14 protein-coding genes and 1 tRNA gene are annotated in these 14232 nt (G+C 39.0%); 8 read left to right on the forward strand and 7 right to left on the reverse strand.

The genetic code is table 11. The annotated features are described in order from the left end of the window. Window positions 1-33: 33 nt before the first annotated feature. Both IA57_RS08975 and IA57_RS08980 read right to left on the reverse strand, forming a co-directional pair. The gene (locus IA57_RS08975; protein ID WP_036122265.1) at window positions 34-1563 is read right to left on the reverse strand and encodes an OmpP1/FadL family transporter; all 1530 of its coding nucleotides are present in this window, start codon (window positions 1561-1563) and stop codon (window positions 34-36) included. Window positions 1564-1603: 40 nt separating this feature from the next. Beyond that, window positions 1604-2563 carry a hypothetical protein gene (locus IA57_RS08980; RefSeq protein ID WP_036122267.1) on the reverse strand — a complete coding sequence of 320 codons (960 nt, stop codon included), beginning with the start codon at window positions 2561-2563 and terminating at the stop codon, window positions 1604-1606. Window positions 2564-2664: 101 nt separating this feature from the next. Here IA57_RS08980 and proS point away from each other — a divergent pair, with 101 nt between their 5' ends. The 3 genes from proS to rpsT all read left to right on the forward strand — a co-directional run bounded on the left by proS (window position 2665) and on the right by rpsT (window position 4646). Next, the gene (gene proS / locus IA57_RS08985; RefSeq protein ID WP_036122271.1) at window positions 2665-4143 is read left to right on the forward strand and encodes a proline--tRNA ligase; all 1479 of its coding nucleotides are present in this window, start codon (window positions 2665-2667) and stop codon (window positions 4141-4143) included. Window positions 4144-4285: 142 nt separating this feature from the next. Further along, window positions 4286-4357 (forward strand) — tRNA-Glu (locus IA57_RS08990). Between the two features lie 37 nt (window positions 4358-4394). Then, window positions 4395-4646 (forward strand): 30S ribosomal protein S20, encoded by a 252-nt coding sequence (gene rpsT, locus IA57_RS08995; RefSeq protein ID WP_036122275.1) that lies wholly within the window; start codon window positions 4395-4397, stop codon window positions 4644-4646. A gap of 144 nt (window positions 4647-4790) precedes the next feature. Here rpsT and rho read toward each other — a convergent pair whose 3' ends face one another. Next, the gene (gene rho / locus IA57_RS09000; RefSeq protein WP_036122277.1) at window positions 4791-6410 is read right to left on the reverse strand and encodes a transcription termination factor Rho; all 1620 of its coding nucleotides are present in this window, start codon (window positions 6408-6410) and stop codon (window positions 4791-4793) included. A gap of 203 nt (window positions 6411-6613) precedes the next feature. Between rho and IA57_RS09005 the strand changes: the two genes are divergently transcribed. After that, a complete protein-coding gene (locus tag IA57_RS09005; protein ID WP_036123278.1) occupies window positions 6614-7024 on the forward strand; it encodes a DUF4293 domain-containing protein in 411 nt (136 codons plus the stop codon). Between the two features lie 59 nt (window positions 7025-7083). Here the strand turns inward: IA57_RS09005 and IA57_RS09010 are convergent, their stop codons facing one another. Then, window positions 7084-7575 (reverse strand): metallophosphoesterase family protein, encoded by a 492-nt coding sequence (locus tag IA57_RS09010; RefSeq protein ID WP_036122278.1) that lies wholly within the window; start codon window positions 7573-7575, stop codon window positions 7084-7086. A gap of 95 nt (window positions 7576-7670) precedes the next feature. Between IA57_RS09010 and truA the strand changes: the two genes are divergently transcribed. Both truA and IA57_RS09020 read left to right on the forward strand, forming a co-directional pair. Beyond that, window positions 7671-8420 (forward strand): tRNA pseudouridine(38-40) synthase TruA, encoded by a 750-nt coding sequence (truA, locus tag IA57_RS09015; RefSeq protein ID WP_036122280.1) that lies wholly within the window; start codon window positions 7671-7673, stop codon window positions 8418-8420. After that, window positions 8413-10176, forward strand: coding sequence for an ABC transporter ATP-binding protein (locus tag IA57_RS09020; RefSeq protein WP_036122286.1), 1764 nt, complete (start codon window positions 8413-8415; stop codon window positions 10174-10176). Before truA ends, IA57_RS09020 begins: the two co-directional genes overlap by 8 nt. Window positions 10177-10179: 3 nt before the next feature. Here IA57_RS09020 and IA57_RS09025 read toward each other — a convergent pair whose 3' ends face one another. From IA57_RS09025 to folP, 3 genes are read right to left on the reverse strand one after another with little or no spacing between them, the layout of a single operon-like run. Then, window positions 10180-10965 carry a diadenylate cyclase gene (locus IA57_RS09025; RefSeq protein WP_036122287.1) on the reverse strand — a complete coding sequence of 262 codons (786 nt, stop codon included), beginning with the start codon at window positions 10963-10965 and terminating at the stop codon, window positions 10180-10182. A gap of 36 nt (window positions 10966-11001) precedes the next feature. Beyond that, window positions 11002-11646 (reverse strand): hypothetical protein, encoded by a 645-nt coding sequence (locus tag IA57_RS09030; protein WP_036122289.1) that lies wholly within the window; start codon window positions 11644-11646, stop codon window positions 11002-11004. A 35-nt stretch (window positions 11647-11681) separates the two neighbouring features. After that, window positions 11682-12506, reverse strand: coding sequence for a dihydropteroate synthase (folP, locus tag IA57_RS09035; protein ID WP_036122291.1), 825 nt, complete (start codon window positions 12504-12506; stop codon window positions 11682-11684). 89 nt (window positions 12507-12595) lie between these two features. On the opposite strand from folP, the gene IA57_RS09040 reads away from it, so the two are divergent. Both IA57_RS09040 and IA57_RS09045 read left to right on the forward strand, forming a co-directional pair. Further along, window positions 12596-13135 carry a DUF1599 domain-containing protein gene (locus IA57_RS09040; RefSeq protein WP_036122294.1) on the forward strand — a complete coding sequence of 180 codons (540 nt, stop codon included), beginning with the start codon at window positions 12596-12598 and terminating at the stop codon, window positions 13133-13135. Between the two features lies 1 nt (window position 13136). Then, entirely contained in the window at window positions 13137-14231 is a 1095-nt protein-coding gene (locus IA57_RS09045) for a BT_3928 family protein (RefSeq protein WP_036122297.1), read from the forward strand. Window position 14232: the final 1 nt, after the last annotated feature.

The following is a 14232-nucleotide window of genomic DNA, read 5'->3' on the forward strand; positions in this document are numbered from 1 at the left end:
ATTTAAATAACTGGTTAAATAGTCATTTATTAGTTATAAGTTAAAGCCTAGTGTTAGAATAACATTAGAGCTTTTCGAATCTATTTTTGCTTTATTGGTTAGTCCAACATTATACAGCTGGTTTTCATATTCGCGGGCAGCGTGATCGAAAGATAAGTCTAAATTAAATCGGCCAAAACTATAACCAAAACCAAGCGAATAACCGTTTAAGTCACTCATGGTATTGCCGTTGTTATCATTGTTGTCGTAAGGGCTCTCTTCAAAGCGATAACCAGCTCTTAAACTAAGCTGTTTTATGCGAAATTCTCCACCTAATCTATAGGTTGAAGCAAGTGTTAGACGGTTGCTCATACTTTGGTTAAGATGTGAAAAGTAGGCATCAGACGTGGGTTTGAATTTAATGCTTCCATAGTCTTTCACAGCATAATCAAAGCTCAATAAGCCATATTTCCCGAAAATGTAGGCCAAGCTACCTGTAAATTCACTTGGGGTTTGCAGTTTATAGGAAGGATATATGTTGGTAACCGTAGAAATGTAGCCAATATCTTGATCGGCCATATTAGAATCGATGTTTTGGGTTAATTCTTCTTCTATGTGATACCACGTTGGCGAAGCATAAGATAACCCTGCTCTTAGGTTTTTGGTAATGTTAGCTATGGCGCCTATTTGAAACGAAAAGCCAGAACCTATGGTAGATAAACTATTCTCAAAAAGGATGTTATTGGCTAAGGAATTTGGGTTTGAATTGGTTTCGTAAAAGCTTGTAATACTATCGTAGTTGATAAAGTGGGAGTTTAAATTTAGCCCTAGGTACAGTTTGTCTTTAAACTGTGTGGCAAAATTAAACGAAAATTTGCCGTTGTATCCAGAAGAAGCGTAGTAGTGCTCTTGGTTAAAAGATGTTGCTGGGGCAGTATTGGAAATATAATTAGTGGTTTGCATGTCGGTATCATCATCAGGATCTATAATACCGGCCCAATACCCAAGAAACACCTGTTGGTAATCGTAACCGTAGTTAGTGCCAATATCAGCATAGGCTTCTTCAAGGTATTCGCCATTTTGTAGTGTTAAAACCCCAAAAGGGAATTGCCCTGTTTCGGTTCTGTCCAGGAAGTACCGGTCTATAGAAAGGTTGCTGGTACCTTGAGCCAGCCAATCGTTATCAAAGTCGCCAGTCTTATCATAGGCCACGGCCAAGGTGAATTTTTTCCAGTTGGAATTTTGGTTTCCATTGTAGAAAACAAAAGCAGCTCCTGTTTGGTTTAAATCGAAGTTAGAATTGGTCGCTTTGCTATGTCCTTCAAAATATTGGGTGTTATTTTTTAAATGGTTATTGGCAAGGGAAATTGAGATGTGGCTGCCGGTAAATACAGCCGATCCTGCAGGGTTTATTCCAACGGCACTCATATCGCCTCCTAAAGCTCCAAAGGCGCCACTTAAAGCTCTAAAACGGGCGGTGCCTTGAATGTTATCTTGAGAATATCTTAGGGCGTCATTAATGTCTTGGGCATAAAATATTTGTGTAAAAACAAGCCCTAAGGTTAATACGATTAACTTTTTCATAGTGGTTTTTTTGTTTGATACGCTATTTTAAGGTGCATTACTATCGGCCGCCACCTCTTCTCGTGCTACCAGATCCAGAAGAGCTTCTGCTGCTTCTAGATGGTGATCCGTAAGAGGAAGATCTAGACCTGCTACTGTTAATAGAGGAGTTGTTGCTTCGTCTAGGCGCTGTATTTGTTCTTACTCTAGGGCGAGGCGTAGAAATGGTATTGTTTCTAGTATTAGAATTGGTTCGTACTCGAGGTCTCGTGGTCGAGTTGCTGTTTGTTCTTACCCTAGGACGAGTTGTGTTGTTTTGATAAGTTCTTGTTCTGGGGCGTACAGTCGTGTTGTTATTTCTTCTAGAAGATTCTAATCTGTTTCTACTAGAATAATTTAAATAGCTGCCACGTCTTGTATTGCTATGGGCAAAGCTTCTTCTGTAGTAATTATTGCCATAATAATGGTTGTGGTAATGCCCGTAATAAGGGTAGGACCAGCCCCAATTCCATCCGTAGCCATAATAGCCTCCGTAATAGTATGGGTCGTAATAGCCCCATGAGGTGCTCCAGTAAGGCGAGTAGTAGCCCCAGCTGTAATAGCCCCAAGGTCTGTATGGTCTGTACCACCAGCTGTTATAGCCCCAGCTGTTGTTATAAACGTTTATGGTTAAATTGTCGTTGTTTTCTTCGCCCCAGCCTGCATAGCGGGAATCGGTAGTTGCTGTAGAATCATTTTCCTGATAATTGCCTTGGTAGGCATCGACGTCTGTAAAGTATTCATCGCTTTCGGGAATTTGATATTCTTCAGATTTTTCCCTGAAATAGTTTTTGTAAAAATCGCTATTGTTTTCTTGAGCTTGCACAACTTCGTTTTCGTAAGCAATATCAGGATTAGGGTTGTAAATTCCATCATTGTCATACGTAGCATATTGAGAAGACCCGCATGATGACAAGATCAAGAGAAGGCCTAGTAAGCTGGCAAAAGGCCATTTGTTTTTTAGGGTGTGTTTAAATTGCATATCTCTTGAATTTTATTGTTGAACATAACAAAAATAGTTAGTTTTGTGCAACTATTTTCTATATTTAACATAATCACAATATTTGTGCCAAATTCCTATATATGAGCAAGAAACTTACAAGTAGAGCCGAAGACTATTCAAAATGGTATAATGAGTTGGTTGTAAAAGCCGACCTAGCAGAAAACTCGGCAGTTAGGGGCTGTATGGTAATAAAACCTTATGGCTATGCGATTTGGGAGAAAATGCAAGCTGAATTAGATAGAATGTTTAAAGAAACAGGCCATAAGAATGCTTATTTCCCGTTGTTTGTTCCTAAAAGCCTTTTTGAGGCAGAAGAGAAAAATGCCGAAGGGTTTGCAAAGGAGTGCGCCGTTGTAACACACTATAGATTGCAGAACGACCCAGACAACCAAGGAAAGCTTAGGGTAGACCCTGAGGCTAAACTAGAAGAGGAGTTGGTAGTTAGACCAACAAGCGAGGCCATTATATGGAACACTTATAAAGGCTGGATACAGTCGTACCGCGATTTGCCTATTTTGGTTAACCAATGGGCTAATGTTGTGCGTTGGGAAATGCGTACACGTTTGTTTTTAAGAACAGCAGAATTTTTATGGCAAGAAGGGCATACAGCACACGAAACGCGAGAAGAAGCGGTAAAGGAAGCAGAGCTTATGAACAACGTTTACGCCAATTTTGCTGAAAATTTTATGGCCATTCCTGTTGTTAAAGGTCTAAAAACAGAGAGCGAGCGTTTTGCTGGCGCTGTCGAGACCTATTGTATAGAAGCGTTAATGCAAGACGGTAAGGCGTTACAGGCCGGAACCTCACATTTCCTAGGGCAAAACTTTGCTAAGGCGTTTGATGTTAAGTTTACCTCTAAAGAAGGTAAGCTGGATTACGTTTGGGCCACATCCTGGGGGGTTTCTACTAGGTTAATGGGGGCCTTAATCATGACTCATAGCGATGATAACGGCTTGGTATTGCCACCAAATTTGGCTCCTAACCAAGTGGTTATTGTACCTATATATAAATCGGAAGCGCAATTAGAGGACGTCTCTAAAATAGCCCATTTAATTATGGCAGACTTAAAAGCCAAGGGGATTTCGGTAACCTTTGACGATAGAACCACGCACCGCCCAGGCGCTAAGTTTGCACAACACGAATTACAGGGAGTACCTTTAAGGATTGCCATAGGCCCAAAGGATTTGGAAAATGGTACAGTAGAATTGGCGCGTAGAGACACCTTAACAAAAGAGGTGGTTCCTTTAGATAGTTTAACACCAAGAATAGAGGTTTTAATGGATGAGATTCAAAGGGCGCTATACAAAAAAGCATTAGATTATAGAGACTCGCATATTACCGAGGTAAATACCTTTGATGAGTTTAAGCAGACTTTAGAAACCAAAGGTGGCTTTATTTCTGCGCATTGGGATGGTACACCAGAGACCGAAAACAAAATAAAAGAACTTACCAAAGCAACCATTAGATGTGTGCCTTTAGATGTAGCGAGTACGCCAGGCGTATGCGTGTACACTGGTAAACCATCTAACGGGCGAGTACTTTTTGCTAAGGCGTATTAATTTTTTTAAAAAAATGAATTTTGTTGTTGCAGAATATAAAAATAGAATTATATTTGCACCCGCAATGGCAACATTGAGGTTTTGAAAAAAAGTTTTGCAGGAATAAATTTTTAGTTTATATTTGCACTCTCAAAAACAAAATGGCCCGTTCGTCTATCGGCTAGGACGCCAGGTTTTCATCCTGGTAAGAGGGGTTCGATTCCCCTACGGGCTACTTTTTTATAATCGAAATAAGAAGTTAAGGAAATAAAATGGCAAACCATAAGTCAGCTTTAAAGAGAATTAGAAGTAGCGAAAAGAATCGCTTAAGAAATAGATACCAGCACAAGACGACACGTAATGCTGTTAAGAAATTACGTGATTTGACAAACAAAGATGAGGCTGAGAAATTATTTCCTTCAGTTGTTTCAATGATTGATAAATTAGCAAAGAATAACATTATTCATGCTAACAAAGCAGCGAACTTAAAATCGAATTTATCGAAACACGTTGCTTCATTGTAAATTAGAGTTTAAAAGTTATATAATACTATTTGGCTTCTCTTTTTAGGGAAGCTTTTTTTTATTTGTTAATCTGATTTGTTCATAAAAAACCCCGTTGAATTTTCAACGGGGTTTTTTTATTGTAAATGGGTTTGTAATCCCTATCTATCCATTCATAGAAATTAAAAACTCTTCGTTATTTCGGGTTTGCTTCACCTTGTCGTTAATAAACTCCATAGCTTCAACAGGGTTCATATCGGCTAGGTATTTTCTTAATACCCACAGACGTTGTATGGTGGCATCGTCTAGTAGCAGATCGTCACGACGCGTGCTTGATGAGATTAAATCGATAGCCGGGAAAATTCGTCTGTTGGCAATTCGTCTGTCTAATTGCAGCTCCATGTTACCAGTTCCTTTAAACTCTTCAAAAATAACTTCGTCCATTTTAGAGCCTGTTTCGGTAAGTGCGGTGGCTATAATAGAAAGCGATCCGCCACCTTCAATGTTACGGGCGGCACCAAAAAAGCGTTTTGGTTTGTGTAGTGCATTGGCATCAACACCACCACTTAAAATCTTACCAGAGGCGGGTTGTACCGTATTATAGGCACGTGCCAAACGGGTAATAGAATCTAGAAGGATAACAACATCGTGTCCGCACTCTACCAAGCGTTTTGCTTTTTCTAAAACGATGTTGGCAATACGTACATGCTCGTGTGCTTCTTTATCGAAGGTAGAAGAAACCACTTCGCCGCGTACATTGCGTTGCATGTCGGTTACTTCTTCTGGGCGCTCATCTATTAAAAGGATAATTTGATAAACTTCTGGGTGGTTTGCTGCTATGGCATTTGCAATGTCTTTAAGCAACATGGTTTTACCAGTTTTAGGTTGCGATACAATCATGCCTCGTTGCCCTTTTCCAATAGGCGAGAACAAATCCATAATTCTAGTAGAAATGGTACTTTGTCTTTCGGCAATATTAAACTTTTCCTTAGGAAAAAGAGGCGTTAAATGCTCGAAGGACACGCGGTCTCTTACCACTTGTGGGTCAAGGCCGTTAATTTTGTTGACTTTTATTAGCGGAAAATACTTTTCGCCTTCTTTTGGAGGGCGTACATTACCTAATACGGTATCTCCTGTTTTAAGTCCAAATAAACGAATTTGGGATTGCGATACATAAATATCGTCTGGAGAGGATAGGTAATTGTAGTCCGATGATCTTAAGAATCCGTAGCCATCTTGCATAATGTCTAAAACGCCTTCACTTTCTATAATGGCATCGAACTCGTAATCTGGTTCTCTATACCTGTTGCGGGTGTCCTTATTGCCGTTATTTTGAGATTTGTTGTCTCTTTTTGGCTGGTCCTGCGTGTTAGGGTTGGAGTTTGAATTGTCTTTTTTAGGAGCTTTGCTGTTGGTGTTGTTGGTATTGTTGTTGGTGTTTGTAGCTTGCTCTTTGTTTTTGGTGTTTTGACGGCCTTGGTTGCTTTTTGTATTGTCTTTAGCAACAGGTTTAGCGTCTGAAGGTTTTTTGTTGGGGGTGTGCTGAGGCGTTTTTTGAACCCGTTTTCTAGGTTGTTTTTTCTCAGCTTTTGGGGCTGCTTGCTCTTCTTTTTTATCCTGTACGGCTACATTAGAGATGACCTCTGGATTTGCCGCTTGATGGTCAAGGATTTTATAGACCAAGTCAAGTTTTTTAAGCGAACGGTATTTAGACACGTTCAATTGTTTAGCAATTTCCTGCAATTCAGGAAGCTTTTTTGCTTTTAATTGTGATATTTCAAACATTGATGTTGATTAAAAAAAATGTTTCAGTTAAATAATGTGTTTAGAATTTTTCTGAAAAAAAAAGAATTTTATTCTGAAGAATTAACAGGCTACTAACGTGGTAGTTGTGCTTGTTACTGCAAGTATACGACTTTTATTTTAAATATTTGGGTGTATTTTTTAAAATAATCTGCTATTTTTGTGCCTCAATAATTGAAAAACACGTGTTACAAAGAATACAAACAATATATTTATTAGTTTCTGCCATTGTTTCTGGAGGACTTGTTTTTGTGTTTCATTTGTGGATAACCAGCCAGGAGGAAAAAGTATTTGCAGTTGATAACTTGCTTTACTTAGCCTTGTTTTTAGGGTCTGCGTTGTTATCGGTTGTTTCAATTTTTAATTTTAAAAACAGAAAGTCGCAATTTGTTTTAGGGCGGCTTAATATGATATTAAACTTTATTTTACTAGGATTATTCGTGTACCAATCACTAAATTTATCTGGAGAAACAGTAGTTTCTGAGAAAGGTATTGGGATTTTTCTTCCTATTATTTCTATCGTGTTTTTGGCCTTGGCCAACAAAGCCATTAAAAAGGATGAAGATCTTGTAAAATCTGTAGATAGGTTGCGATAGGCCTAACATCTTAGTAGTATTAGTGCGTTAAAAACCCAAAGCGAAAGCTTTGGGTTTTTTTATCTTTTAAACTCGATGACTTCTAGCTGCTCAATTTTTTTACCGTTAATAACAAAGCGCAGCATGGTCCTGGCCTTATGAAACCCGTGTTTTCCTATGGCGCCGGGGTTCATGTGCAATAGGTTTAGTTTTTTGTCGGGCATAACTTTAAGAATGTGAGAATGGCCACAGATAAACAAATCTGGCGGGTGGCTAGCCAGTTTTTCGCGAATGTTAGGGGTATACCTTCCAGGGTAGCCACCAATATGGGTTATCCATACATCTACTTCTTCGCAAAAAAAACGGTTGTCTTTTGGGAATTCTTGCCGTGCCTTACTATCATCAATGTTGCCATAAACCGCCCTTAAGGGCTTGCGTTTCTTTATGGTATCGGTTACTTGCAGGTTGCCTATGTCTCCAGCATGCCATACTTCATCGGCTTGTTCGACATATTTTAGTATGGTGTCGTCTATATGGCTGTGGGTGTCAGAAAGCAGTAAAATTTTTGTCATGGGACGGTAAAACCTCTATTTTAGTATGCTATATTCCTACCTTCATAGGAATAAATTTATCTTTGTAGCTTCAAAAGTAAAAATACAATTTCAAATTGCGCTATTTTATTGAGTTATCATATAACGGAAAAGCTTATCACGGTTGGCAAAACCAGCCCAATGCTATTTCTGTTCAGGAAGTTTTAGAAAACGCCCTTTCAAAGGTATTGCGCGTGCCCATTGCTATTGTCGGGGCAGGTAGGACAGATGCTGGGGTACACGCTATGCAAATGTTTGCGCATTTTGATGTAGCTGAACCTTTTTCTGTACAAGACCTAGTATATAAACTCAATTCTTTTTTGCCCAAAGATATTGCTATTCATGATATTTTTAGGGTAAATGATCAAGCGCATGCCAGATTTGATGCCACCAGTCGCGCGTATGTGTATCGAATTGCCTTGAAAAAAAATGTGTTCAATCAGGATACGGCCTACAGTTTGCGCGTGCCTTTAAATATAGATGATTTAAGAGCGGCTTCGAAAGTTTTATTTGACTATAAGGATTTTCAATGCTTTTCTAAAAGCAATACCGATGTAAAGACGTATAATTGTAAAATTATGGCTGCAGACTGGCGCTTGGTAGAAGATGAACTGCATTTTTACATTAAAGCCGACCGGTTTTTAAGAAACATGGTGCGGGCTATCGTTGGAACGTTAATAAACGTTGGCCAAGGAAAAATAACCGTGGCGCAAATGCACGACATTATCGCATCGAAAGACAGAAGCTGTGCGGGGTACTCTGTTCCTGCGCATGGGTTGTACTTAAAAGAAGTTACGTATCCAGAAAACATAAAAACGATTGGCTAAGACAAAAAAAATATTCGATACCCTCCTGTTTAAACGCTTGTTTAAATTTATAAAACCCTATAAATATGTGTTTATTGGGGTTTTGGCAGCGGTTATTTTATTGGCGCTTTTTGGCGCGGCTAGGCCTTATATTTTACAACAGGCTATAGATAAAAATATAGCAACAAGAACGTTCGATGGGTTTTTACCCTACATTTTAATTATGGCAGCCTTATTGTTTGCCGAAGTGGTGTGCCAGTTGCTGTTTATATTTTATTCGGGGTGGTTGGGCCAAACTGTGGTTAAGGATATTCGGGTTAAGCTGTTCAATCATATCATCCGGTTTAAAATGAAGTATTTCGATAAATCCTCGGTTGGTGTGCTAATTACAAGGTCGGTAACAGATATGGAGCGTATAGCCGATGTTTTTGGAGAAGGCTTGTTTATGATATTTAGGGATCTGTTAACCATGTTGGTGGTTTCCTTGGTTATGGTTTACATGAATTGGGAGTTAAGTTTTATTGTGTTTTTAATGCTGCCATTGGTATTGTATGCCACCAGACTGTTTCAAAAATACATGAAGAAGGCTTTTGAAGAAGTTAGAAACGAAGTCTCTAACCTAAACTCTTTTGTGCAAGAGCGGTTGGTTGGTATGAAAATTCTTCAGTTGTTTACACGCGAAGCGACCGAGTACGGGAAGTTTAAGGCTATTAACGAACGCCACAAAAAGGCGTGGTTAAAAACGGTTTGGTACAACTCCATATTTTTTCCAATAGCCGAATTGTCATCATCAATAACCATTGGGTTAATTGCTTGGTATGGTGGGTTGAATATCGTAATTTCATCAACGGCATCTCTGGGGGATTTAACGGCTTTTATTATGATGATCCCAATGCTGTTTAGACCATTAAGGCAAATAGCCGATAAATTTAACACCCTGCAAATGGGGATGGTGGCTGCCAATAGGGTATTTAATGTGCTGGATACGACATCGCAGATTGACGATTCTGGTACCACAGAACTAAGTCATTTACGGGGGCATATAACCTTTAATAGGGTGCATTTTAGTTATGTTGAAGGCGAGGACGTACTAAAGGGCATTTCTTTTAAGGTAAAACCGGGAGAAACCGTAGCCATAGTTGGGGCAACTGGCGCTGGTAAATCGACAATTATAAACCTGTTAAACAGGTTTTACGAGATAGATAGTGGTCTGGTAGCTGTAGACCATATTAATATAAAAGACGTAACGCTGGCTTCGCTAAGGAAGCAAATAGCAGTGGTATTGCAAGATGTGTTTTTGTTTGCCGATACGATTTTAGGTAACATTACCCTTAACAATCCAAACATAACAGAAGCCCAAGTGGTTCAAGCGGCTAAAGATATTGGTATTCACGATTTTATAATGAGCTTGCCCAATAATTATAATTACAATGTAAAAGAGCGAGGAAGCATGCTCTCGTCTGGGCAGCGGCAATTAATCTCGTTTTTAAGGGCTTATGTTACCAATCCAAGCATTTTAGTTTTGGATGAGGCGACTTCTTCGGTAGATTCGTATTCGGAGCAATTAATTCAAAATGCCACAGATAAAATTACCAAGAACAGAACATCAATCGTTATTGCGCATCGTTTGGCCACCATTATAAAGGCCGATAAGATTATTGTTATGGACGATGGTAAAATTGTGGAGGAGGGTACCCATTACGACTTGCTTAAAACCCCCAATGGCTATTATAAAAACCTTTACGAAGTTCAGTTTTTAAAGAGTGAAATGGTGTAATGGTTAAGACAGGTCTTTTTTAATAATTTCTATAAGATCCTGTGGGTCTTCAAACATCACAAACTCGCCATCTTTAAAGTAAGAGATCTGTCCGGTTTCTTCGCTAACAACAAGTGCAAGCGCATCGGTTTTTTCGGTAATGCCAATGGCGGCTCTATGCCTTAGGCCAAATCGTTGTGGTATGCTGCTATCGTTGCTTACAGGAAGAATTACCCGAGTGGCTTTTACGGTGTTGTTTTCTATAATTATGGCGCCGTCGTGTAGCGGACTGTTTTTAAAGAAAATACTCTCTATTATAGGTTGGGTGACTTTAATGTTCATTTCGTCTCCGGTACTAACCAAAAAATCCAGGTTGTTGTTGTTCTGAAAAACAATTAAAGCGCCTGTTTTTGTGCTTCCCATCTTGTTGCAGGCCAAAACTACGGCTTCGACGTTTGTAGAATTACTGCCCTCGGTTTTTAAGAATTTAAAGGCTTTGAAAAAGTTTTTTTTCTTTCCGAAATTCGTCGATCCCACCATAAGTAGGAACTTTCTAATCTCCGGCTGGAAAACAACAATCAAGGCAATTAATCCCACACTCATAAACCCGCCTAAAATCTTGCTGAGCATTTTCATTTGCAACGCATGGGTAATTAAATAGGTGAAATAGGTCATAACAATTCCAATAAAAATGTTAATCGCTACCGTACCTTTTACCAATTTGTATATGTAATAAAGTAAAACAGCAACCAGAATGACGTCTATAACATCAATAATGGTGAATTTTAAAAGGTCATCGAAAATCTCCAAGAGTTGTAGGGTTTGTGTAAAAGTAACAAATTAAGCTTAATAAATAAATTCGTTCGGGTTGATGGCTATTTTTTTGGTTTCTAAACCCTCAACATCTTTTTTAAAGGTGATGTACTCTTGAAAAGTCATGTGTTTGTTAAAGCACAGCGTAATGGAATCCTGAGCGGTAAAATAGCGGTCTGCCTGATTAAGTGTTTTTAAAGTTGTAGTTTGGTTTTTATGGGTAATAATAATACTGTCTTTTTTTATAAATCTTATGGTGCTGAGTGGTTTGCTGTTGGTTGTTAAAACGGGAGCGTTAAATTGGTAAAACACGTGGGTAAACTCCATAAAACCAAGGTTTTTAATAGCGGTATCGTTACAGGAATAATAGTTTTTGGCGCTTTCGTTTTTGTGCATTTTGGCGTTTCGTTTTTTATCTTGAATAAACTTAATTTTAGGCAGTGCCTGTTCCAAGGTAAGGCGTTTATCAACATTAACCAGCCAGTTTGTGGTGCTTATCAAGTTTTTTCGGTTTAGCTCGACACTATCGGGTTGGGTTTCGTTAAAAAAAATGTAGGCGGCAGAAACATCATTAACAACCGTAGTTTGAGCATTTGAAATTTCAGGGAGTAAAATAACCTTATCCGATTGGCAGCTAAAAGCGGAAATTAAGCAGACAAGCAACAGGATGTTTTTCATGTTTAAGGGTTTAAAGGGTTGAAGAGATTAAAGGTTTAAGCGTTTAATTGGTTAACAATGGTGAGGCATTCCATAGCTGCCTTCACATCGTGAACACGCAAGATGTTAGCGTTTTTTTGAAGTGCTAGGGTGTTTAGAACGGTGGTGCCGTTAAGGGCCTGTTGTGGCGTGGTTTCCAGAAGTTTGTAAATCATCGATTTTCTTGAAATACCTACCAATAAAGGGCGTTCAAGAACATTAAAAAGTTCTAAATGATTCATGAGTTCGTAATTTTGGGCTAAGGTTTTCGAAAAACCAAAACCTGGATCGATAATGATGTCGTGAATGCCATGGGCGTTAGCTTGGGCAAGCCGCTCAGAAAAATAAAATAAAAGGTCTTTCCCTAAGTTATCGTAATGGGTAAATTGCTGCATGGTTTGTGGTGTGCCCCGCATGTGCATCATGATGTAGGGTACTTTAAGCTGGCCTACGGTTTCCAGCATTTTGGGGTCTAAAAGTCCAGCAGAAATATCGTTTACAAGGGCAGCACCGGCTTCAATACATTGCTTGGCAACTTCGCTTCTAAACGTATCGATAGAAAGTATAATCTCTGGAAATGCGTTTAGTAACAATTCAATAATGGGGATAATTCTATCCAGTTCTTCGGTTTCGCTAACAAACGCGGCATTTGGTCTGGAGCTGTAAGCGCCAAGGTCTATAAAAGTGGCGCCCTGTTCTAGCATGGTGGCTGCGTGTGTTAAAAGGCTTTCGGGCGCGCTGTATTTTCCGCCGTCAAAAAACGAATCGGGGGTAACGTTTAAAATGCCCATTATTTTAGGGCGACTAAGATCTATAAGCCGTCCTTTGCAATTTATGGTCATAGGTTTTCTAATTGGTCTGCAACTTTAATACTTTAAACTTGAAACTTTAAACTATTTAAGCGAAATTTACGCAAAATTATACTGTATTAATGCAAAATACTTCAAAACAATACGATAGGGTTATTGCTATTTGCCGTGATCTTTTCGTAAAAAAAATGTTAGATTATGGGAGTGCGTGGCGTATTTTAAGGCTACCATCCTTAACCGATCAAATTTTTATAAAAGCACAGCGTATACGAGGGTTGCAGGAAAATGCTGTTCGCAAGGTAGACGAAGGCGAAGTAAGTGAGTTTATAGGTATTGTTAATTACTGTACCATGGCCTTAATTCAATTGGAAAAAGGCGTGGTTGAACAACCCGATATGGATGTTGAAGCGGCTACAAAGTTGTACGATGAGAAAATAGCCGAAACCAAGCAGTTAATGCTAGATAAAAACCACGACTATGGCGAAGCGTGGCGCGATATGCGTGTAAGCTCGTTAACCGATTTAATCCTTCAAAAGCTATTGCGGGTCAAACAAATTGAAGACAACGCAGGCCAAACTTTGGTTAGCGAAGGTATTGATGCTAATTATCAAGATATGATTAATTACGCTGTTTTTGCAATGATTCATTTAAACGAAGAATAAGATGAAATTTATAGTTACCCTTTGCCGAATAGTAGTTGGCGCTTTATTTATTTTTTCAGGATTTATAAAATTAAACGACCCGCTGGGGTTTTCGTATAAATTAGAAGAGTACTTTAGTTTCGAGGTTTTAAACCTTCCGTTTCTAGAACCCTATGCCCTTATTATTTCGGTGTTGGTTGTGGTATTCGAAGTGGTGCTTGGAATCTTTTTGCTTATAGGTTACAAACCTAAATTTACGGTTTGGAGTTTGCTGGGCATGATTGTTTTCTTTACGTTTTTAACTTTTTATTCGGCGTATTTCGATAAGGTAAAAGATTGTGGCTGTTTTGGCGATGCCATAAAATTAACCCCCTGGGAGTCGTTTACCAAAGATATAATCTTACTGGCCTTAATATTGGTGCTGTTTTTTGGCATGCGCTACATAAAACCCCTGTTTAACAAGCTAGGTACCACTGTAGTGGCCTTGGTTGGGTTTATTGCTTGCCTGTGGTTTGCCTACCATGTGCTAATGCACTTGCCAGCAATCGATTTTAGGGCGTATAAAATTGGCGATAACATACAAGAACAAATGAGCGTACCCGAAAATGCCAAAAAACCCATAGAAGAATGGACGTATACGTTTAACGTTAATGGCGAAGAAAAAGAATTTGTTACCAACGGAGCTTATCCAAATGTAGACGGCGAGTTTGTTGGTGTAGAAACTAAAGTTATCGAGCCCGGTTACGAGCCGAAAATTTTGGACTTCTCCATCGAAACATCTGAAGGTGACTTTACTACACAATTTTTAGAAGAAGATAAACTGGTTATGGTGGTTAATTATAGCTTGGAAAGTGCCGAGGCCAATGGTATGGCAAAAATAAAAGCCATGACGCAAATAGCCCAAGAAAAAGGGTATACGGTTATTGGTTTATCGGCTTCTGGCGATGAGGCCAAGCAGAAAGCCAAATCGGATTACGGCTTAAACTTCGACTTTTATTTGTGTGATGAAAAAGTGCTAAAAACTATCGTACGCGCCAATCCGGGGGTTGTTGTACTCGAAAAAGGCACCGTGACCCAAAAAGTACACTGGAACGATATTAATGACCTAGAGTTTTAAT

The sequence above is a fragment of the Mangrovimonas yunxiaonensis genome (assembly GCF_000733475.1).
Classification (GTDB): domain Bacteria; phylum Bacteroidota; class Bacteroidia; order Flavobacteriales; family Flavobacteriaceae; genus Mangrovimonas; species Mangrovimonas yunxiaonensis.

Excerpts from the sequence above, each read along its gene's own strand:
- rho (WP_036122277.1), bottom strand. The coding sequence starts at position 6,410 with ATGTTTGAAATATCACAATTAAAAGCAAAAAAGCTTCCTGAATTGCAG.
- IA57_RS09045 (WP_036122297.1), top strand. The coding sequence starts at position 13,137 with ATGAAATTTATAGTTACCCTTTGCCGAATAGTAGTTGGCGCTTTATTT.
- IA57_RS08975 (WP_036122265.1), bottom strand. The coding sequence starts at position 1,563 with ATGAAAAAGTTAATCGTATTAACCTTAGGGCTTGTTTTTACACAAATA.
- folP (WP_036122291.1), bottom strand. The coding sequence starts at position 12,506 with ATGACCATAAATTGCAAAGGACGGCTTATAGATCTTAGTCGCCCTAAA.
- rpsT (WP_036122275.1), top strand. The coding sequence starts at position 4,395 with ATGGCAAACCATAAGTCAGCTTTAAAGAGAATTAGAAGTAGCGAAAAG.
- IA57_RS09030 (WP_036122289.1), bottom strand. The coding sequence starts at position 11,646 with ATGAAAAACATCCTGTTGCTTGTCTGCTTAATTTCCGCTTTTAGCTGC.
- IA57_RS08980 (WP_036122267.1), bottom strand. The coding sequence starts at position 2,563 with ATGCAATTTAAACACACCCTAAAAAACAAATGGCCTTTTGCCAGCTTA.
- IA57_RS09010 (WP_036122278.1), bottom strand. The coding sequence starts at position 7,575 with ATGACAAAAATTTTACTGCTTTCTGACACCCACAGCCATATAGACGAC.
- IA57_RS09040 (WP_036122294.1), top strand. The coding sequence starts at position 12,596 with ATGCAAAATACTTCAAAACAATACGATAGGGTTATTGCTATTTGCCGT.
- proS (WP_036122271.1), top strand. The coding sequence starts at position 2,665 with ATGAGCAAGAAACTTACAAGTAGAGCCGAAGACTATTCAAAATGGTAT.